Source organism: Pseudomonas sp. CM27, from assembly GCF_013179515.1.
Lineage (GTDB): Bacteria > Pseudomonadota > Gammaproteobacteria > Pseudomonadales > Pseudomonadaceae > Aquipseudomonas.
Genome location: NZ_JABMCN010000097.1, coordinates 1 through 19866 on the forward strand (window position 1 = coordinate 1; position 19866 = coordinate 19866).

Annotated in this window: 16 protein-coding genes, 1 pseudogene and 1 riboswitch; of the genes and pseudogenes, 14 read left to right on the top strand and 3 right to left on the bottom strand. The window is 63.2% G+C overall.

The window, feature by feature from the left end; all coding sequences use genetic code 11:
* Together HP547_RS13965 and HP547_RS13970 are read left to right on the top strand one after the other, a co-directional pair.
* Positions 1-176, top strand: a pseudogene (locus tag HP547_RS13965) (3-deoxy-D-manno-octulosonic acid transferase); the annotation flags it as partial.
* Positions 177-248: 72 nt separating this feature from the next.
* Positions 249-1589 carry a hypothetical protein gene (locus tag HP547_RS13970; RefSeq protein ID WP_172286605.1) on the top strand — a complete coding sequence of 447 codons (1341 nt, stop codon included), beginning with the start codon at positions 249-251 and terminating at the stop codon, positions 1587-1589.
* Between the two features lie 41 nt (positions 1590-1630).
* Here HP547_RS13970 and HP547_RS13975 read toward each other — a convergent pair whose 3' ends face one another.
* Complete coding sequence (locus tag HP547_RS13975; protein ID WP_172220871.1) at positions 1631-3064, bottom strand: TolC family outer membrane protein; 1434 nt, start codon at positions 3062-3064, stop codon at positions 1631-1633.
* 160 nt (positions 3065-3224) lie between these two features.
* Positions 3225-3331: riboswitch (TPP riboswitch) on the top strand.
* A 157-nt stretch (positions 3332-3488) separates the two neighbouring features.
* On the opposite strand from HP547_RS13975, the gene thiC reads away from it, so the two are divergent.
* Together thiC and cytX are read left to right on the top strand one after the other, a co-directional pair.
* Positions 3489-5369, top strand: a complete 1881-nt coding sequence (thiC, locus tag HP547_RS13980; RefSeq protein ID WP_172286606.1) for a phosphomethylpyrimidine synthase ThiC — start codon at positions 3489-3491, stop codon at positions 5367-5369.
* Between the two features lie 175 nt (positions 5370-5544).
* Complete coding sequence (gene cytX, locus HP547_RS13985; RefSeq protein WP_172286607.1) at positions 5545-6828, top strand: putative hydroxymethylpyrimidine transporter CytX; 1284 nt, start codon at positions 5545-5547, stop codon at positions 6826-6828.
* Here the strand turns inward: cytX and HP547_RS13990 are convergent.
* Positions 6797-7543 (bottom strand): RsiV family protein, encoded by a 747-nt coding sequence (locus HP547_RS13990; RefSeq protein ID WP_172220880.1) that lies wholly within the window; start codon positions 7541-7543, stop codon positions 6797-6799. The genes cytX and HP547_RS13990 overlap by 32 nt on opposite strands.
* 185 nt (positions 7544-7728) lie before the next feature.
* On the opposite strand from HP547_RS13990, the gene HP547_RS13995 reads away from it, so the two are divergent.
* The 9 genes from HP547_RS13995 to HP547_RS14035 all read left to right on the top strand — a co-directional run bounded on the left by HP547_RS13995 (position 7729) and on the right by HP547_RS14035 (position 17138).
* Positions 7729-8346: an NUDIX domain-containing protein gene (locus tag HP547_RS13995; protein WP_172220883.1), complete on the top strand. Its 618-nt coding sequence runs from the start codon at positions 7729-7731 to the stop codon at positions 8344-8346.
* Positions 8337-8789, top strand: coding sequence for a DUF1249 domain-containing protein (locus HP547_RS14000; protein WP_172220887.1), 453 nt, complete (start codon positions 8337-8339; stop codon positions 8787-8789). Before HP547_RS13995 ends, HP547_RS14000 begins: the two co-directional genes overlap by 10 nt.
* Positions 8790-8874: 85 nt before the next feature.
* The gene (cpdA, locus tag HP547_RS14005; RefSeq protein WP_172286608.1) at positions 8875-9675 is read left to right on the top strand and encodes a 3',5'-cyclic-AMP phosphodiesterase; all 801 of its coding nucleotides are present in this window, start codon (positions 8875-8877) and stop codon (positions 9673-9675) included.
* Positions 9676-9939: 264 nt separating this feature from the next.
* Positions 9940-10548, top strand: a complete 609-nt coding sequence (locus HP547_RS14010) for a YqiA/YcfP family alpha/beta fold hydrolase (protein ID WP_172286609.1) — start codon at positions 9940-9942, stop codon at positions 10546-10548.
* Between the two features lie 35 nt (positions 10549-10583).
* Positions 10584-12488, top strand: coding sequence for a DNA topoisomerase IV subunit B (parE, locus tag HP547_RS14015; protein ID WP_172220896.1), 1905 nt, complete (start codon positions 10584-10586; stop codon positions 12486-12488).
* Positions 12485-13471, top strand: coding sequence for an esterase-like activity of phytase family protein (locus HP547_RS14020; protein WP_172286610.1), 987 nt, complete (start codon positions 12485-12487; stop codon positions 13469-13471). The genes parE and HP547_RS14020 overlap by 4 nt, the downstream gene beginning before the upstream one ends.
* On the top strand, positions 13468-13986 hold the full coding sequence (locus tag HP547_RS14025; protein WP_172286611.1) for a TIGR02281 family clan AA aspartic protease: 519 nt from the start codon (positions 13468-13470) through the stop codon (positions 13984-13986). The genes HP547_RS14020 and HP547_RS14025 overlap by 4 nt, the downstream gene beginning before the upstream one ends.
* A 10-nt stretch (positions 13987-13996) precedes the next feature.
* The gene (gene parC / locus HP547_RS14030; protein ID WP_172286612.1) at positions 13997-16255 is read left to right on the top strand and encodes a DNA topoisomerase IV subunit A; all 2259 of its coding nucleotides are present in this window, start codon (positions 13997-13999) and stop codon (positions 16253-16255) included.
* Between the two features lie 172 nt (positions 16256-16427).
* The gene (locus HP547_RS14035; protein ID WP_172220908.1) at positions 16428-17138 is read left to right on the top strand and encodes a membrane integrity-associated transporter subunit PqiC; all 711 of its coding nucleotides are present in this window, start codon (positions 16428-16430) and stop codon (positions 17136-17138) included.
* Positions 17139-17277: 139 nt separating this feature from the next.
* Here HP547_RS14035 and HP547_RS14040 read toward each other — a convergent pair whose 3' ends face one another.
* On the bottom strand, positions 17278-18732 hold the full coding sequence (locus HP547_RS14040) for an AhpA/YtjB family protein (RefSeq protein ID WP_172286613.1): 1455 nt from the start codon (positions 18730-18732) through the stop codon (positions 17278-17280).
* Between the two features lie 134 nt (positions 18733-18866).
* Between HP547_RS14040 and serB the strand changes: the two genes are divergently transcribed.
* A partial coding sequence (serB, locus tag HP547_RS14045; protein WP_172286614.1) for a phosphoserine phosphatase SerB occupies positions 18867-19866 on the top strand: 1000 nt, incomplete at its 3' end.

Below are 19866 nucleotides of genomic sequence, written 5' to 3' on the forward strand. Positions count from 1 at the left end.
AGGCGGGGGCGTTGCAGCAGGTGGACGATGCTGACGGGTTGGCCGGGGCTGTGCGCCGCCTGGTGGAGTTGCCACAGGATGCTCAGCGCATGGGCGAGGCGGGCAGGGCGGTGATGCGTGCCAACCAAGGGGCGCTGGAGCGGTTGTTGACAGGGCTTGGCCGTTATCTGACCTGATATTTTTGCCAGTTTTCGCGCACCTGCGTTTGCTCTAGCGTTAAGCCTCCCCTGGTGATGGAGGCTGCGCCAATGTTCCACGATCATACGGACTTCAATAGCGCGAACTGGAATGGTTGGCAGACGGACCTTGGCGATGAGCAGTTGGGGCTGGTTGCCGATGAGGGCGGTTTCTATCTCAACTACACGGTGCCGGACAGCAGCGAGGCGTCGCGGGTACTGCTGAGCAAGGTTTTCGGCAGGCTACAGCCAGGAAAAGACTATGTATTGTGCGTACGTCTGAGTCGCGGCAAGGAAGTGGGCACAGGCAGCCAGCACGTGCACTTCTGTATTGATGGGGTCGCGTACGATCGTTGGGAAATCGAGCGCGATGAATGGCAGCGATTCGTGCTGAGATTCAAGGCCAGCAAACAAATCCACACCGTCGAACTTCGCTATGAGTACGAAGCCTATTCAAGTGTCAGTGGTGGCAACTTTGTGCTGGACGACCTGAATCTGTATTGCACTGATGGCCCCGAGCAGGAGGTCGATCGGACGGATTTTGATACCGATGACTGGAACGGCTGGGAGCGAGAAACGAATGGGCTCAAGCTCACTCGCATTGCTCTGCCTGACAAACAATATGGGTTGGGCTTCGACGAGCCAAGCAATTTTTTGGGAGGGCTGATCAGGAAAAGCTATGCGTTGAAACCTGGCGCCAAGTACGAACTCCGTGCCAAGGCGCGGTTGGGTAAGCTCAAGGTAGCAACCGTTACTGTTCTTACACAGGGTGGTATAGAACAGGAGGTGAACTCGGTAAGTTGGCAGGCCTTGGCATGGCCTTTTATCGCATCCACTCCTTCCTGGTGGGATAGATTGCTCATGTGGGTGGGATTAACCCAGTCGGCTGTTAATCAGAAAATTGGGCTGTCCGGCAGGAACAAACCCACTTTCCGCGCAGCAGGGTTGTTAATTGATGATTTAAGTGTCTATGAGGTATTTGACGATACTACCGACTTTGTCGATAAGAATTACAATGGATGGCAGCTGAATCCTGAGACAACTGATCGGGTAGATCTAGTCCAGGAAAATGGCGAGGGTTATGTACTAAACTTTCCGACTCATCCAAATTTCACCCATCACGGAATCATTCTGTCAAAAATTTATCGTGGCCTTGCATCTGGCGTGAAGTTCGAGTTCACGATGCGCGTAAAATCAAACAACGCTATCAACGAGGCGCGTCTATCAGTGAGCAATGGCATGGAATTCATAATCGACGAAACATGGCTCAATCATCAAGACTGGCGCGAGTACCGGGGGATCTTCGAGGCGCGGGGAGAAGAGCTGCGCGTTGATATCAGCAATTCCAATCCCGCGAGCGTTGGCAATGACTACAGATTCTCTAAGTTACGTTGCGTTTCTATAGACAATTGATGCCATGACGGCACGGGCCTGTACGGCCCGTGCCCGCCCGGTCACGGCCTGCGTTCAAAATTCTTTGCCGCTGCCGCGGCCAGGTCCGGCGGCAAGAAGTCCTTGTCGGGGTTGTAGTCGGCCTTCAGGTACCGCCCCAGGTCCTGCAAGTCCTGCGGGCTCAGTGTGCCGGCCGCCTGCTTCAGGCTCAGGTTGTCGAGAATGTAGTCATAGCGGCTGTTGTTGTAATCCCTCACCGAGGTGTAAAGCTGGCGCTGTGCATCGAGCACGTCGACGATGTTGCGTGTACCCACCTGATAGCCGATTTCAGTGGCTTCCAGTGCGCTCTGGTTGGAAATGATCGACTGTTTGCGTGCCTGCACCTGCTCCACGTCGGTGTTCACCGCGCGGTGCAGGTTGCGGGTGTTTTCCACCACCTGGCGGCGCAGGCTCTCGCGCTGTTGCTCGCTCTGGCTCAGGCGCTGGTAGGCCTCGCGAACCTGGGAACTGGTCAGGCCACCGCTGTATATCGGGATATTCAACTGCAGGCCGACACTGGTCTGCTCGACATCGCCGCTGTAGCGCACCCCCAGCTGCGACGGGTTGGTGAAGCCGAGGCTGTCGTTGTCACCCTTCTGGTACTTGGCGACTGCGTCCAGGGTTGGCGCGTGGCCGGCCTTGCGCTGGCGCAGGGTCTCTTCGGCGGCAGAAACGGCGTAGTTGGTCGCCAGCAGGTTGAGGTTCTGGCGCCCGGCAGTTTCGACCCAGGCCTTGGCGTCGTTGGGCGTAGGCACCCGGATCGGCAAAGTATGCACCACGCCCTGGATCGACGAATACTCACGGTTGGTCAGGGTCACCAGTGCTTCGAAGGCATCCTGCACCTGGCGCTCGGCAATGATCCGGTTGGCGCGTGCCGTGTCGTAGCTGGCCTGCGATTGCAGCACATCGGTCTTGTCCGACAGGCCCACATCGAAACGCTCGTTCGACTGGTCCAGCTGGCGCTTGAAGGCCGCTTCTTCAGCCTTGGTCGCGGCCAGGTTGTCCTGGGCGCGGAGCACGGCGAAGTAGTTCTGCGCGGTCTGCAGGATCAGGTTCTGCTCGGTGGCCGACAGCTCCAGCGCCGCCTGTTCGTTGACGGCTTCGGCAGCCTGCAACTGGAACCAGCGATCGGCGCGGAAGATAGGCTGGGCCAGGGTAGCGCTCCAGGAATTGCCGCTGCGGTTGGAGGTGATCGACGGTTCGTCCAGCTTGGTGCGGGTGTTCATCATTTCGGCACCGGCCGACAGGTTGGGCAGCAAACCGGCGCGGGCCTGCGGCACCACTTCGCGGCGTGCGCCATAGTCGGCGCGGGCGGCGGCCAGGTCGGCGTTGTTGTCCACCGCCTCCTGGTAGACGCTGACCAGGTCGGTCTTCACCGTTTGGGGCACGTCCGCTGCCCAGGCCACTCCGTTGGACGCACAAGACACGGCTATCGCCAGTGAGAGTTTGCGCAGCATAGAGGCAATCCTTGTACGAAATTTAATTACTGAACTGTTGAGTATCGAGCGATGCGCCAGTGTAGTGCCATGCGCCCCCGGCAACAATCGCTCGGTACGCCTTTCATCATCCGCGCATTTACCCGCTTGGCTTTGCCGACCACTCCAGTCTAGACTGCGCGTGTTCTTGTCGGGGTGCCTTGAATCAAAGGCTGAGATCGCAGAGGTGCGGATCCCGTTGAACCTGATCAGGTTAGCGCCTGCGTAGGGAACAAGATTGCTCGCCTTCCCGGGGAGCCTCTTGTGCCAGGTCCGGGATTGTCACAGCTGCATGCAGCTTTCAGGCACCCCCATATCCGGCACTGCACCCGTCAAGGGCTGCGTCCGCGTCTTTCAGGTTCATCCCCGACATTCCACTGCTAGGAAGCCGTCTGGAGAGCCTGTGATGAGCAAACAAGAAAAAGCGATCAACCTCAGCGAATCGGCACAAGTCGATCAGCAATCCGTGCAACCGTTCCCGCGTTCGCGCAAGGTCTATGTCGAAGGCTCGCGCCCGGACATTCGCGTACCCATGCGCGAAATCAGCCTGGACGATACGCCGACCGATTTCGGTGGCGAGACCAACGCCCCGGTGCTGGTCTACGACACGTCCGGCCCGTACACCGACCCTGATGTGATCATCGACGTGCGCAAGGGCCTGGCCGACGTGCGTTCGGCCTGGATCGACGACCGCGGGGACACCGAGCGCCTGGGCGGCCTGAGCTCCGACTTTGGCCAGCAGCGCCTGAACGATGCCGACCTGGCCAAGCTGCGCTTCGCCCATGTGCGCAACCCGCGCCGCGCGAAGGCCGGTGCCAACGTCTCGCAGATGCACTATGCCCGTCAGGGCATCATCACCGCCGAGATGGAATACGTGGCCATCCGTGAAAACATGAAGCTGCAGGAGGCCCGCGCCGCAGGCCTGCTGAACGATCAGCATGCCGGCCACAGCTTCGGTGCCAACATTGCGAAAGAAATCACCGCCGAATTCGTGCGTGAGGAAATCGCCCGTGGTCGGGCGATCATCCCGGCCAACATCAACCACCCGGAAGTGGAGCCGATGATCATCGGCCGCAACTTCCTGGTGAAGATCAACGGCAATATCGGCAACAGCGCCCTGGGCTCCTCGATCGAGGAAGAAGTGGCCAAGCTGACCTGGGGCATCCGCTGGGGTTCGGACACGGTCATGGACTTGTCCACCGGCAAGCATATCCATGAAACCCGCGAATGGATCATCCGCAACTCGCCGGTGCCGATCGGTACGGTGCCGATCTACCAGGCCCTGGAAAAAGTCAACGGTGTGGCCGAGGACCTGACCTGGGAGCTGTTCCGCGACACCCTGATCGAGCAGGCCGAGCAGGGCGTGGACTACTTCACCATCCACGCTGGTGTGTTGCTGCGCTATGTGCCGCTGACCGCCAAGCGCGTCACCGGCATCGTCAGCCGTGGTGGCTCGATCATGGCCAAGTGGTGCCTGGCGCACCACAAGGAAAACTTCCTGTACACCCACTTCGACGAAATCTGCGAAATCATGAAGGCCTACGACGTCAGCTTCTCGCTGGGCGACGGCCTGCGCCCTGGCTCGATTGCCGACGCCAACGACGCCGCACAGTTCGGCGAGCTGGAAACCCTCGGCGAGCTGACCAAGATCGCCTGGAAGCACGATGTGCAGTGCATGATCGAAGGCCCCGGCCACGTGCCGATGCAGCTGATCAAGGAGAACATGGACAAGCAGCTGGAGTGCTGCGACGAGGCGCCGTTCTACACCCTCGGCCCGCTGACCACCGACATCGCCCCGGGCTATGACCACATCACCTCGGGCATTGGTGCGGCGATGATCGGCTGGTTCGGTTGCGCCATGCTGTGCTACGTCACGCCCAAGGAGCACCTGGGCCTGCCGAACAAGGACGACGTCAAGACCGGCATCATCACCTACAAGATCGCTGCACATGCCGCCGACCTTGCCAAGGGCCACCCGGGCGCGCAGATTCGCGATAACGCCTTATCCAAGGCGCGTTTCGAATTCCGTTGGGAAGACCAGTTCAACCTGGGCCTGGACCCGGACACCGCGCGTGCCTTCCACGACGAAACCTTGCCGAAGGAATCGGCCAAGGTCGCGCACTTCTGCTCGATGTGCGGGCCGAAGTTCTGCTCGATGAAGATCACCCAGGAAGTCCGTGAGTACGCCGCCAAGATCGAAGCCGTCGACGTCACGGCCGAGCAAGGCATGCGCGAGCAGGCCGAGCGGTTCCGCCAGACAGGCAGCCAGCTGTACCACAAAGTCTAAACCGCTGCGCTGCCCCTTGTAGGAGCGGCCTTGTGTCGCGATGGGCTGCGAAGCGGCCCCGGCAATTTCAGCTGTGAAGCTGAAAACCTGGGGCCGCTCTGCGGCCCTTTCGCGAGACAAGGCCGCTCCTACAGCGACCGCGTACATTCCAATACTTTGCCGAGTATCAACAAGCATGACCACGCCTAGCCAGTTTTCCCCCGACCACCCGGTCCCCACCCACCAGCGCATCTTCGGCGCCCGCGACCTGTTCTCGCTATGGTTCTCCCTGGGCATCGGCCTGATGGTGCTGCAGGTCGGCGCCATGCTGGCGCCGGGCCTTGGCCTCGCCGGCGCAGTGCTGGCCATCGCTCTGGGTACTGGTGTCGGCGTGCTGCTGCTGGGCGCCGCCGGCGTCATCGGCAGCGATACTGGCCTTTCTGCCATGGGAACCCTGAAACTCAGCCTGGGCGGCCATGGCGCGCGCCTGCCGGCGCTGCTCAACCTGCTGCAACTGGTGGGCTGGGGCGCGTTCGAGATCATTGTCATGCGCGATGCCGCCAGCCTGCTGGGTGCGCGCGCGTTCGGCGCAGAAAGCGCCTGGAACAGCCCGATGCTCTGGACCCTGTGCTTCGGCGCCCTGGCCACCCTGTTGGCGGTCAGCGGCCCGCTGGCGTTTGTGCGCAAGGTGCTGCGGGCCTGGGGCATCTGGGTGCTGCTGGGCGCTTGCCTGTGGCTGACCTGGAACCTGTTCGCCAAGGCCGACCTGGCGCAGTTGTGGAGCCGTGCGGGGGACGGTTCGATGTCGCTGGCCGTGGGCTTCGACATCGTCATCGCCATGCCGCTGTCCTGGCTACCGCTGATCGCCGACTACTCGCGTTTCGCCCGCAACGGCAAGCATGTGTTCGGCGGCACGGTGATCGGCTATTTCATCGGCAACACCTGGCTGATGAGCCTGGGTGTGGCCTACACCCTGGCCTTTGCCGCCAATGGCGAGGTCAATGCCTTGCTGCTGGCACTGGCGGGCGCCGGCATGGGCATTCCGCTGCTGCTTATCCTGCTCGACGAGTCGGAAAAGGCCTTTGCCGATATCCATTCGGCAGCGGTTTCCACCGGTGTGCTGTTGCCGCTGAAGGTCGAGCACCTGGCGCTGGCCCTCGGCGTGCTGTGCACCCTGATTGCCTTGCTGGCGCCACTGGCACAGTACGAGAATTTCCTGCTGCTGATCGGGTCGGTGTTCGCGCCGTTGTTCGGCGTAGTGCTGATGGACCATTACGTGGTCCGTCGCCGCCGCCTGCCGGCACAGGTGGGTGGCTTGCACTGGCAGGCGCTGCTGGCCTGGGCGGTGGGCGTTGTGGCTTACCATGTGATCGCCGCGCAGGCACCTGACCTGGGGGCGACCCTGCCGGCATTGGTGCTGGCAGGGCTACTGCACGGGCTGCTGAGCTTCAGCCGCGGCCGGGAAACAGCTCAGGCTTGAGCACGCCGTTCAGGCGCGGGTAGGGGATTTTCAGCTCCACGTGGCCCATGGAGTAGGGCGCGATAGCATAGACCTCGTACTTGACCACCACCGCGCCGTACGTCAGGGCGACGTGCGGCGACTGCTTGAATGGCCAGGTCTTGACGAACTCGGCGTCCTTGTCCATGCCTACACTGATCAGCCAGGCGCGGTGCGACTCCTCGACGGTTTTCCAGAAGGTGTCCTCCTGGCCTGGCACCAGCATGTCCTGCAAGGTCAATACCTTGTCCAGCTTGCGCGAATAGTTGATGAAGCCACGCCCGGGCATGCCGTGGGCGCCGCCGCTGTCCAGGTAGCTGGACAACTCGATGATCACCAGCCCGTCATGCTGTTCGCGTACCTTGGCTTGCAGGTAGCTGCTGTTACGTTTGTCGGCACTGGCCAGGTATTGCTGTTCATAGGCCTGCAGGGTGCTTGGCGCGGTGCCATGCTGATTGTCTTCGGTCAGCTGCAGCAGGCGCTTTTCGACGATGCCATCAAGTTTGGGCAGGGCCGGGAAATGGATCATGTCGATGTTCACCAGCGGGCAGTCGCTCTCGCTGCAGCCAGGTTTGACATGCTCCCAGGCGTCGCGCTTGACCTCCAGCGGGGCCCGGTGGCTTGGCGTGAACAGGCTTTGGCAGGCGCCAAGGGCGAGTGCCAGCACGGCCACGGAAGTCAGTTTGACAAGTGTCATGATGATCCTTGCAGAACAGGGAAAAGTCGGCCTTTGACCGTCTGCGCGGCCTTCAGTTCGCCACTAAGCTAACAGAGTGAAGACGTGCTGTAACGAGTGTGCGAACGGTTGCCAGAAAGGGGTGAAACCGACAGGCGTGCAGAGTAGGATGGCGCGAAGCGGTATTTGAGGTAATGAGGGTTTCCATGTCAGACGCGTTCAATTCAGTGCCCAAGGGCTTCGAGATCATCGAGCGGGCCAATTGCTTCCAGGGCTTCTACAAGCTCGACAGGCTGCGCCTGCGCCATGAGCTTTTTGCCGGGGGCATGGGCCGCGAGATCAGCCGCGAACTGTTCGTGCGCCATGACGCGGTGTGCGTGCTGCCTTATGACCCGCAGCGCGATGAAGTGGTGCTGATCGAGCAGTTCCGTGTCGGTGCCCTGGGCAAGGTCGACAACCCGTGGTTGATCGAGATGGTCGCCGGCCTGATCGACAAGGACGAGCAACCCGAAGACGTCGCCCACCGCGAAGCCGACGAAGAAGCCGGCCTGACCTTCAGTGCCCTGTGGCCGATGACCCGCTATTTCCCCTCGCCCGGCGGCAGTGACGAATACGTCCATCTGTTCCTTGGCCGCTGCAGCAGCGAGGGTGCCGGTGGCCTGCATGGCCTGGAAGAAGAGGGCGAAGACATCCGTGTGCGCGTGTGGTCGTTCGAGGATGCCCTGCAGGCGGTGCGCGATGGGCGCATCTGCAACGCGGCAACCATCATCGGCCTGCAATGGCTGGCGCTGAACCGTGACGAAGTACGAGGTATGTGGAAGTGAACCTGCTGCGCGAGCGCTATCGAGTCGACCTGGTCGGGCTGCAGGCAGCCTGCGAGGCCAACTACGCCCGGCTGATGCGCCTGTTGCCCGACATGCGCACCACCCAGAGCTCGCGCCGCATCGGCATGACCCAGGGCGACCAGATGCTCGGCGTGCTGGTGCTCGACGTGGTGCTGGCCTGCCCGTACACCACCACCTTGCACGTGCGCCAGGAGCACAGCCTGCCGTGGTTGCCGGTACCGCATCTGGAAGTGCAGGTTTACCACGATGCACGCATGGCCGAAGTGATCAGCGCCCAACATGCCCGGCGCCTGCGCAGCATCTACCCCTATCCCAATGCAGGCATGCACCAGCCGGATGAAAAGGCCCAGCTCAACCTGTTCCTCGGTGAATGGCTGAGCCACTGCCTGGCCTGCGGGCACGAACTGGCAAGTGTTCGCTGAATTGTGACGTGGGTGGCTTGCGGGTGTTTGCTCGCAAGCATTCCACGGCCATAATTGCTGCTGAATCCGTTCGAGGAGACGGCCGTTGCCGCAGCAAGACCAATCGCGCCCCGTGCATGTGGTGCAACTGACCGATGCCCACCTGTTCGCCGACCCGGCTGGCAGCATGCTGGGCCTCAATACCCGTGACAGCCTGCGCCATGTGGTCGCCCAGGTGCGCCGCGAGCAACCGCTTGTCGACCTGCTGTTGTGCACTGGCGATCTGTCGCAGGATGCCAGCGTGGCGTCTTATGAAGCATTTCGCGAGCTGACCGCGCCGTTTGGCGTGCCCACCCGTTGGCTGCCGGGCAACCATGACGAGGCCCAGGTCATGGCGCAGGTGGCGCCGGAGTTGGTCCAGGCTGTGACCGATATTGGCGGGTGGCGCATCATCATGCTCAACACGGCGGTGCACGGGGCGCCGCACGGTTTTCTCCAAGAGGATCAGCTGGCGACGCTGGAGTCGGCCCTCAAGGGGGCGGGCGAGCGGCATTGCCTGGTGTGTTTCCATCATCAGCCTGTGGATATCGGCTGTGCCTGGATTGCACCGATCGGCTTGCGCAATGCCCAGGCAATGTTCGCTGTCGTCGAGCGTTATCCGCAGGTGCGGGCGTTGCTGTGGGGGCATGTGCATCAGCCGTGGGATGAAGTGCGAAACGGCCGGCGTCTGCTGGCCACGCCTTCGACCTGCATCCAGTTCGCGGCGCGCAGCGAGGAATTTCAGGTGAGCGAGGAGCAGCCTGGGTATCGCTGGTTGCGCCTGCATGCCGACGGGCGGCTGGACACCGGGGTGGAACGGGCGCTGGATTTTGCGGTGAAGCTGGACTTCGACAGCCCGGGGTATTGAAGAATGGGGCTGCTGCGCAGCCCATCGCCGGCAAGCCAGCTCCCACATCTGCCGCGCCGGCCTCAGACCCTGTTCTGCCTGCCTGAGGCCAACGCGGTAGGTGTGGGAGCTGGCTTGCCGGCGATGGGGCGCGCAGCGGCCCCGGCTTTCTGGAAGAAATTGTTGCGAAACCCGTGACACTGCGTCAAAACCCGGCGAACGCGATACACTGCGCGTCCCTGCGCCGGCATCACCAGGCGCGAAGCCACAGACTCCGGGGGCAGCATGTCGGGTTCCATCCTCTATATCCATGGCTTCAACAGCTCGCCGCTTTCGACCAAGGCGCGCCAGCTCGAGGCTGTGATGCAGCAGCTGGGCTTGTCGGCCCAACTGCGCCTGCCGGCGTTGCACCATCACCCGCGGCAGGCCATTGCCCAGCTGGAAGCGGCGATCGCCGAGCTGGGCGCGCCATTACTGGTGGGCAGTTCGCTCGGCGGCTACTATGCCACTCATCTGGCAGAGCGCTTTGGCCTCAAGGCCCTGCTGGTCAACCCGGCGGTAACGCCGCACAAGCATTTCGACGGCTACCTGGGTACCCAGCGCAATCACTACAGCGGTGAAACCTGGGAGCTGACCCACGATCACGTGCAGGCCCTGGCCGAGCTGGAAGTACCAGCCCCGGCGGACGCCAGCCGCTATCAAGTGTGGCTGCAGACCGCCGATGAAACCCTGGACTACCGCCATGCCGCGCACTATTACCGTGCCTGTGCCCTGCGCATCCAGGCCGGGGGCGATCACAGCTTCCAGGGCTTTGCCGAGCGCCTGCCGGCACTGCTGGCCTTCGCCGGCATCGCCCGCGGGCAGTATGCGGCGCTCGATTTTTCTGTATTTTGACTTCCCTGCATTCACCAGACTGACGACGAGACCCTATGGCCAATCCCAGCGCTAGCGCCTATAACGCAGACGCCATCGAAGTCCTCTCGGGCCTTGACCCGGTGCGCAAACGGCCGGGCATGTACACCGACACCAGCCGCCCCAACCACCTGGCCCAGGAAGTCATCGACAACAGTGTCGACGAAGCCCTGGCCGGCCATGCCCGTTCGGTGCAGGTTATCCTGCATGCCGACCACTCGCTGGAAGTCAGCGACGATGGCCGCGGCATGCCGGTGGACATCCACCCGGAAGAGGGCGTGTCGGGGGTCGAGCTGATCCTCACCAAGCTGCACGCCGGCGGCAAGTTCTCCAACAAGAACTACCAGTTCTCCGGTGGCCTGCACGGCGTTGGCATCTCGGTGGTCAACGCCCTGTCGACCCAGGTGCGCGTGCGCGTCAAGCGTGACGGCAACGAATACCAGATGACCTTCGCCGATGGCTTCAAGGCCAGCGAGCTGGAGGTGGTCGGCTCGGTCGGCAAGCGCAATACCGGCACCAGCGTGTACTTCAGCCCCGACCCCAAGTACTTCGATTCGCCCAAGTTTTCCATCAGCCGGCTCAAGCACGTGCTCAAGGCCAAGGCCGTGCTGTGCCCGGGCCTGCTGGTCAGCTTCGAGGACAAGGCCAGCGGCGAGAAGGTCGAGTGGCATTACGAGGACGGCCTGCGCTCCTACCTGGTCGACTCGGTAAACGAATTCCAGCGCCTGCCTGAAGAGCCGTTCTGCGGCAGCCTGGCCGGCAACAAGGAGGCCGTGGACTGGGCGCTGCTGTGGCTCCCCGAAGGCGGCGACAGCGTTCAGGAAAGCTACGTCAACCTGATCCCCACCGCCCAGGGCGGGACCCACGTCAACGGCCTGCGCCAAGGCCTGCTGGATGCCATGCGCGAGTTCTGCGAATTCCGCAACCTGTTGCCGCGCGGGGTGAAACTGGCCCCGGAAGACGTCTGGGAACGCATCACCTTCGTGCTGTCGATGAAGATGCAGGACCCGCAGTTCTCCGGGCAGACCAAAGAGCGCCTGTCATCGCGCGAAGCGGCTGCTTTTGTCTCTGGCGTGGTCAAGGATGCCTTCAGCCTGTGGCTCAACGGTCACCCCGAGCTGGGCATGCAGCTGGCAGAACTGGCCATCAGCAACGCCGGTCGCCGCCTCAAGGCCAGCAAGAAGGTCGAACGCAAGCGCATTACCCAGGGCCCGGCACTGCCCGGCAAGCTGGCCGATTGCGCGGGCCAGGACCCGATGCGGGCCGAGCTGTTCCTGGTCGAGGGTGACTCGGCCGGTGGCTCTGCCAAACAGGCGCGGGACAAGGAGTTCCAGGCGATCCTGCCGCTGCGCGGCAAAATCCTCAACACCTGGGAAGTGGACGGAGGCGAAGTCCTGGCCAGCCAGGAAGTGCACAACATTGCTGTAGCCATTGGCGTCGACCCCGGTGCAACCGACCTTGCGCAATTGCGTTACGGCAAGGTCTGCATCCTCGCCGACGCCGACTCCGACGGCCTGCACATCGCCACGCTGCTGTGCGCCCTGTTCGTCCAGCACTTCCGCGCGCTGGTCGAGGCCGGGCACGTCTATGTGGCCATGCCGCCGCTGTACCGCATCGACCTGGGCAAGGAAATCTACTACGCCCTCGACGAAGCCGAGCGTGACGGCATCCTCGACCGCCTGGTGGCCGAGAAGAAACGCGGCAAGCCACAAGTCACCCGCTTCAAGGGCCTGGGCGAGATGAACCCGCCGCAGCTGCGCGAAACCACCATGGACCCGAACACCCGGCGCCTGGTGCAGCTGACCCTGGATGACGTTGAGGCCACCTGCGAGCTGATGGACAAGCTGCTGGCCAAGAAGCGCGCCGGTGACCGCAAGAGCTGGCTGGAAACCAAGGGCAACCTGGCCGAGGTCATGGTTTGATTCGTCTGTGCCTGGCTGCGTGTCTGGCGCTGGTTGCCCTGCCGAGCCTGGCGGGCAACTGGCCCGAGCTGAAGCTCAGTGCCGAACACCCGATCGACGGCATGCGCGGTGGTAACCTGTCCGGCCTGGTGCAGTGTCGTGGCGGGCTGTGGGGTGTGTCCGACCGTGACGACGACCGCGTCTACCGCTTCGACCAGCAGAACCCGACCTGGCGCGCGCAACCGCTCACCTTCACCCCCCCGCAGGTGCCGGAAAGCGGCCTGCCATGGGGCCTGAAGTCGCGCAACTGGGCGGCGTCGTACATTCGTGGCGGCGAGCTGGACTTCGAAGGCATCACCTGTGACCAGGCCGGCAACCTGTACCTGGTCAGCGAAGCGCACGCCGCAGTGCTGCAACTGCCGCTGGACGGCCAGCCGGACTGGTTGAAGATCGACCCGGCCATGGTGCGCCAGGCCCGGGCCAGCGGCATGCTGCTGAACTTCAATGCCTTGTTCGAAGGGCTGGCGATCAACCCGGCAGGCGACCGCCTGTGGCTGGCGGCCGAGCGCGAGCGCCGCGGCCTTGTGGCGATCGAGCGCCAGCAATCGGTGTGGACCTGCGGGCGTACCTGTGTCCTGCTGAGTGAGGCCGGGGTCGAGATGCAACCGCCGCAGATGCCCGATGCCCGGGCACTGTCTCGCGACTTTGCCGACCTGGCCTGGTTCGAGGGCAAGCTTTTTACCCTGGAACGCAACGCTTACCGGGTTTGCCGGCGTGATGCCGACAGTGGCAAGGTCGAGCGCTGCTGGTCGTTCGCCGCCGAAGCGCTGCAACCCATGCGCCGCTACGATCAGCCATTCGGCCTGGCCGAGGCACTGGTGATCGACGCCAAGGGCGCCTGGGTCGGGCTGGACAACAACAACGGTGACCGCGCCGATGGCGAAAGCCGTCCGATCGTCTGGCGCTTCGACGCGCCGGACGGCGGCTGGAGCGCCAAGCCATGAGCCAGGCGCCGGGCAAGCGTGCGGGCAGGGTGCTGATGATCCTCGCCTGGGGGGCGGCGTTGTTCCTAGCCACGCGCTTTTTTGGCCAGTGGGAAGACAGCCAGCGCAACCCTAATGCCCAGGTGCAGTCCGAGCATGGCGAAGGCTTCATCGAGGTACGCCTGTTGGGCAACGGCCAGGGCCACTTCGTGGTGGATGGCGCGATCAACGGCCAGGTGGTGCACTTCATGCTCGATACCGGTGCCACCGACGTGGCGATCCCCGAGGCCTTGGCCCGTGACCTGAACCTGCAGCGCGGCAGCCCGGTGCTGCTCAGTACCGCCAACGGTCGCACCGAAGGCTACCGCACGCGCCTGGCGAGCCTGCAGCTGGGTGAGATCCGCCTGCGGGACGTACGCGCCATCGTGGTGCCGGGCCTGGACGGGCCTACCGTATTGCTGGGCATGAGTGCCCTGAAACAACTTGAATTTACCCAACGTGGCGGCACCATGCTGCTGCGCCAGAACCTGAAATGACGAGGCCCGCATGAGCGACTCACTGGAACTCAGCCTGGACGGCGTAGAACGCCGCTCGCTGGCTGACTTCACCGAACAGGCCTACCTCAACTATTCCATGTACGTGATCATGGACCGCGCCTTGCCGCACATCGGTGACGGCCTGAAGCCGGTGCAGCGCCGCATCGTCTACGCCATGAGCGAGTTGGGGCTCGATGCCGATGCCAAGCACAAGAAATCGGCGCGTACCGTCGGTGACGTGCTCGGCAAGTTCCACCCTCACGGCGATTCGGCCTGCTACGAAGCCATGGTGTTGATGGCCCAGCCTTTCAGCTACCGTTACACCCTGGTCGACGGCCAGGGCAACTGGGGTGCGCCGGACGATCCTAAGTCGTTCGCCGCCATGCGTTATACCGAGGCGCGGCTGTCGCGCTACGCCGAAGTGCTGCTCAATGAAGTCGGTCAGGGCACCGTCGACTGGGTGCCGAACTTCGACGGCACCTTGCAGGAGCCCGCTGTTCTGCCAGCGCGGCTGCCCAACATCCTGCTCAACGGCACTACCGGTATCGCCGTGGGCATGGCCACCGACGTACCGCCGCACAACCTGCGTGAAGTGGCCAGCGCCTGCGTGCGCCTGCTCGACGAGCCCAAGGCCACCATCGAGCAGCTGTGCGAGCACATTCAGGGGCCGGATTACCCGACCGAGGCCGAGATCATCACGCCGCGGGCAGAAATCCAGAAGATGTACGAAAGCGGCCGCGGCTCGATCCGCATGCGCGCCGTATACCGTGTCGAGGATGGCGACATCGTTGTCACCGCGCTGCCACACCAGGTCTCCGGGGCCAAGGTGCTGGAGCAGATCGCCGCGCAGATGCAGGCCAAGAAGCTGCCGATGGTTGCCGACCTGCGTGACGAGTCGGACCACGAGAACCCGTGCCGCATCGTCATCATCCCGCGCTCGAACCGCGTGGATGCCGCCGAACTGATGCAGCACCTGTTTGCCACCACCGACCTGGAGAGCAGCTACCGGGTCAACGTCAATATCATCGGCCTCGACGGCCGGCCGCAGTTGAAGAACTTGCGGATGATCCTGGTGGAATGGCTGGAGTTCCGCACCAATACCGTTCGTCGCCGCCTGCAGCACCGTCTGGACAAGGTCGAGAAGCGTTTGCACCTGTTGGATGGTTTGCTCACCGCGTTCCTCAACCTGGACGAAGTGATCCACATCATCCGTACCGAGGAGCACCCCAAGCAGGCCCTTATCGCCCGTTTCGAGCTGACCGAGATTCAGGCCGAATACATTCTCGAGACCCGTCTGCGTCAGCTGGCGCGCCTCGAAGAGATGAAAATCCGTGGCGAGCAGGACGAGCTGCTTAAGGAGCAAGCCAGGCTGCAGGCCCTGCTGGGCAGCGAGGCAAAACTGCGCAAGCTGGTGCGCAGCGAACTGATCAAGGATGCCGAAACCTATGGCGACGATCGTCGTTCGCCAATCGTCGAACGCGCCGAAGCCAAGGCCCTGTCGGAAAACGAGCTGATGCCCACCGAGCCCGTCACCGTGGTGCTTTCGGAGAAGGGCTGGGTGCGTTGCGCCAAGGGCCATGACATTGACGCCACCGGCCTTTCCTACAAGGCAGGCGACGGCTTCAAGGCCGCAGCAGCCGGGCGCTCCAACCAGTTTGCCGTGCTTATCGACTCCACCGGTCGCAGCTACTCGCTGGCGGCGCACAGCCTGCCGTCGGCGCGTGGCCAGGGCGAGCCCCTGACCGGCCGCCTGACGCCGCCGCCGGGCGCCACCTTCGAATGCGTGCTGCTGCCGGAGGACGACGCGTTGTACGTGGTGGCTTCTGACGCCGGCTATGGCTTCGTGGTCAAGGGCGAAGACCTGCAGGCCAAGAACAAGGCTGGCAAAGGGTTGCTGAGCCTGCCCAACGGGGCCAAGGTGATGACCCCGCGCCCGGTCGCCAACCGCGAGCAGGACTGGCTGGCAGCAGTGACCACCGAAGGCCGCCTGCTGGTATTCAAGGTCAGCGACCTGCCCCAGCTGGGTAAAGGCAAGGGCAACAAGATCATTGGCGTGCCGGGCGACCGGGTGGCCAGCCGAGAAGAGTTCGTCACCGATCTGGCCGTGATTGCAGAAGGGGCGACCCTTGTATTGCAAGCCGGTAAGCGTACCCTGTCTCTGAAAGCGGACGACCTGGAGCATTACAAGGGCGAGCGCGGACGGCGAGGCAGCAAGCTGCCACGCGGGTTCCAGCGCGTCGATGGGTTGCAGGTGGAAGTGCCGGCGTAACCGGCAGAAATGTCTGGAACGGCAATTTCAGCGCCGTTCCGGGCAGAAATGCTGGAGTCGGACGGCTATTTCGCGGATGATATGGCCCTCGTGGTGCCGGCGTGGCCGTGTGCCCGTTTGAATTTTTATGTATCACTGCGGTGTGCCAGATGGCAACCGCCTGGATGGGATGATGAAATTTCTGCGCCTTCCATTTGCGCTGTTGATGACTGGCCTGCTGGGCCTTGGCGGGTGCACCATGCATCAGCCGGTTGCCCTGTACCAGCTCGACAGTGGTGATCCTGGCCAGCCTTCGCAGAGTGCGGGCATGGCCGTGGTGCTCGGCCCGGTATCGGTAGCCGATTACCTGCAACGCGAGACGTTCCTGCAGCGTCAGACCGATGGCAGCCTGAGTTCAGCGACCGATGGTCGTTGGGCTGGCAGCCTGTCGTCGGACATCGACCAGCTGTTGGTACGCCAGCTCGCCTGGCGCCTGGACAGCCAGCGCGTGGTGCTGGCACCGGCGACCCCCGGCTTCAGCCCGGATGTGCAGGTGTTGCTGTCGATTACCCGCCTGGACTCGGGCAAGAACCAGCCGGCCATCCTGGATGCCCAGTGGCGCGTGCTCGACCGCCGTGGTCATGTGCGTGACAACCGCATTGTCCACCTCGAGCAGCAGCACGAGGGCAGTGAGGCGTCGCAGGTTCAGGCCCAGGGCCAACTGCTGCAGAAGCTGGCCGAACAGCTGAGTACGGCGGTCAAGCCGCTGGCCAACCAGCCGGCCATCGCCGAAGAACCACCGAAAAAGCCCGCTGCGCGGGTGCAGGTGAAGAAAGAGCCGGAGAAATCCAAGATTCCGATGGCCTCGCCGATCCGCACCGATATGGAAGTCTATCGGTTCTGACTGAGCCACCAGATACAAAAAAGCCCGCGATCATGCGGGCTTTTTTGTATCTGCAATAAACCAGTCTGAAGCTGTGTGCGGTCCCTGTAGGAGCGGCCTTGCGTCGCGAGGGGCGCCTACAGGGGCCAGTGCAGGCCTGTCAGGCCCGGTGCTCGTGCATGCGCGCCAGTTGCCGCTCCAGCATCGACGGGTAGGGCTCCATCAGCCGCTCCACGCAGCAGGCTCCCTCGGGGCTGGCAATTGGTCGAATACGGGCACGCTGGCGAATCAATGTGTCATCGCTGATCTGCCGCTCCACCAGCAACAGGTTGCGGCTGTGCTGCGACAGCGCCAGGGCATCCTGGGCCTTCTCGGCCATCAGCAGGTCGACCAGCTCCAGCCCGTGCAGGTCGTTACCCAGGGCCAGGCCCAACTGCAACTGCAGGGTGATGCCGCTGTCGGCCACCTCGATCTGCAGGGCATGGCCCAGGGCGCGCAACAGCTCGCCGCAGCAGATGGCGTTGGTCAGGTAGTCCTCGCCACACTCGCGGCTGTGGAACAGCACCAGCGTGCTGCCATCGTTGAGGGTGTGGGTTTCACCGTCGTAAAGCGAGGCGGCGTGCTCCAGGCAATCGCGGTAGCGCTCGGTCAGCTCGGTCAGGCGGGTACGTGGCAGGCGGCGCAACTGCTCCTGCGAACCCAGCTGCACGGCCAGCACGGCGCTGTACTGCGGCTCGTCGGATTCGACCACGGTGGCTTTCGGCGCACTGTCGTCGTCCAGCAGGCCGGCGAAGGCTTCGTCATCATCCTCTTCGGCCACGGCGGTTACCTTGGCACGCGGCGCAGCCTTGGGTGCCGGGGCCGGCTCGTCGAGGTCGTCGAAATGCTCATCGTCTTCTTCCTCAGGCTCCGGCTCGGGTGGCGGCGGGGCCAGGCGTGCATGCAGCTGGCGAGCGATGTCGCCGATCTCGTCCTGGCGGTCGGTAGCCGGGGTATAGGGCTGCGGGTCGCGCAGCCATACCCGCAGCTGCAGCAGCGGCAGCGTGATGTGGCGGCCCTGGCGCAGGCTCAGGGTCAGCGCCAGCACCAGCAGGATGGCGGCAAGGATGCCCATGCTCTGCAGGCTGATGAGCATCGGCTGCTGGAACTGGCTCATGTCCAGGCTGATGCGCAGTTGCCCGGCAGCGACGTCCTGGAAGCTGATCTTGGTCTGGTACAGGCCCTCGGCCTCGCCCAGCAGGCTATTGCGGGGGCGCTGGCCGGCCTCGGCGAGGATGCGGTTGTCCACGCTGTAGATCGCCGCATGAGCCACCAGCGGGTTTTTCACCAGGTTGCCCAGCAGCACATTGAGGCTGAGGATATCGTTGGCGACCAGCAGCTCGGTCGCCGAAGTGGCCGTCTGCGTGGTCAGGCTCTGGCCCAGGGCATCGGCCTGCTCGTGCATGGCCTGCTTGAACTGCAGGCCCATCACGCAGGCATAGATCACCAGCGCCAGTGCCACCAGGAAGATGTTGGTGCAGGCGATGCGCAGTGCCAGCGGCACGCGACGTTGACTCAGGGCGCGATAGATCATCAGGAAGAAGTTGTCTGCTTTGACGGGCGTGGGCCGGTTCACTGAGCTCGGCTCTTAATGGCATGAAGTGTGGGGCAGTATAGCGATCCGGGTTTTGTCGGCAAAGTATCGTTGGCGCCCGATGGTCATGGAAAATCGGTAGAATGCGCATTTTTCATCGAAGTCGGAGCCAGGTTGTGCGCGAAATCGTCCTGATCAACATCACCGGTGAGGACCGTCCCGGTCTCACTGCGGCTATCACCGGCGTCCTGCTGCAGGGTGGTGTGAGCATCCTCGACATCGGCCTGGCGGTCATGCACGGCACCTTGTCGTTCGGCATTCTGGTCGACATCGCCGATAATGAAGTGGCAACCCGCCTGCTGCAAAGCGTGCAGGCCAAGGCCCACGAGCTGAACCTGCAGGCCCGCTACACGCCGATTTCCGAGGCGGACTACCAGCACTGGGCCGACGGCCAGGGCGAGGCACGCCATATTGTCACCCTGCTCAGCCGCAAGATTACCCCCGAGCAGTTGCAGCGGGTGAGTGCGGTCATCAGCCAGTATGGCCTGACCATCGAGCGTATCGAGCGCCTGTCGGCGCGTGTTGCGCTGGATGTGGAGGCCGGCAAGGGCAAGGCTGCCATCGAAATTTCGGTGCGCGGCGTACCCAGCGATGCCCAGGCCCTGCGTGCCGACTTCTTCGCCCTGGCTGAAGAGCTGAGCGTCGACATCGCCTTCCAGAAGGACGACCTGTTCCGCCGCAATCGCCGTCTGGCGGTGTTCGACATGGATTCGACGCTGATCGAAGCCGAAGTCATCGACGAACTGGCCAAGGCGGCCGGCGTGGGTGAGCAGGTGGCCGCCATCACCGAGCGGGCCATGCGCGGTGAGCTGGACTTCCGCGCCAGCTTCAAGGAGCGCATGGCGCTGCTCAAGGGCCTGGATGTGGGCGTGCTGGACGAGATCGGCGCATCGCTGCGCCTGACCGAGGGTGCCGAAAACCTGTTCGCCGAGCTCAAGCGCCTGGGCTACAAGACCGCAATCCTGTCGGGTGGCTTCACCTACTTCGCCCGCCAGGTGCAGGCACGCCTTGGCATCGACTATGTGTTTGCCAATGAGCTGGAAGTGGTAGATGGCAAGGTGACCGGTGTGGCTGTAGAGCCGATCGTCGACGCCCAGCGCAAGGCTGAGCTGCTGC

Excerpts from the sequence above, each read along its gene's own strand:
- parC (WP_172286612.1), top strand. The coding sequence starts at position 13,997 with ATGAGCGACTCACTGGAACTCAGCCTGGACGGCGTAGAACGCCGCTCG.
- HP547_RS14010 (WP_172286609.1), top strand. The coding sequence starts at position 9,940 with ATGTCGGGTTCCATCCTCTATATCCATGGCTTCAACAGCTCGCCGCTT.
- thiC (WP_172286606.1), top strand. The coding sequence starts at position 3,489 with ATGAGCAAACAAGAAAAAGCGATCAACCTCAGCGAATCGGCACAAGTC.
- HP547_RS13990 (WP_172220880.1), bottom strand. The coding sequence starts at position 7,543 with ATGACACTTGTCAAACTGACTTCCGTGGCCGTGCTGGCACTCGCCCTT.
- HP547_RS13975 (WP_172220871.1), bottom strand. The coding sequence starts at position 3,064 with ATGCTGCGCAAACTCTCACTGGCGATAGCCGTGTCTTGTGCGTCCAAC.
- HP547_RS13995 (WP_172220883.1), top strand. The coding sequence starts at position 7,729 with ATGTCAGACGCGTTCAATTCAGTGCCCAAGGGCTTCGAGATCATCGAG.
- HP547_RS14035 (WP_172220908.1), top strand. The coding sequence starts at position 16,428 with ATGAAATTTCTGCGCCTTCCATTTGCGCTGTTGATGACTGGCCTGCTG.
- cytX (WP_172286607.1), top strand. The coding sequence starts at position 5,545 with ATGACCACGCCTAGCCAGTTTTCCCCCGACCACCCGGTCCCCACCCAC.
- HP547_RS14025 (WP_172286611.1), top strand. The coding sequence starts at position 13,468 with ATGAGCCAGGCGCCGGGCAAGCGTGCGGGCAGGGTGCTGATGATCCTC.
- HP547_RS13970 (WP_172286605.1), top strand. The coding sequence starts at position 249 with ATGTTCCACGATCATACGGACTTCAATAGCGCGAACTGGAATGGTTGG.
- parE (WP_172220896.1), top strand. The coding sequence starts at position 10,584 with ATGGCCAATCCCAGCGCTAGCGCCTATAACGCAGACGCCATCGAAGTC.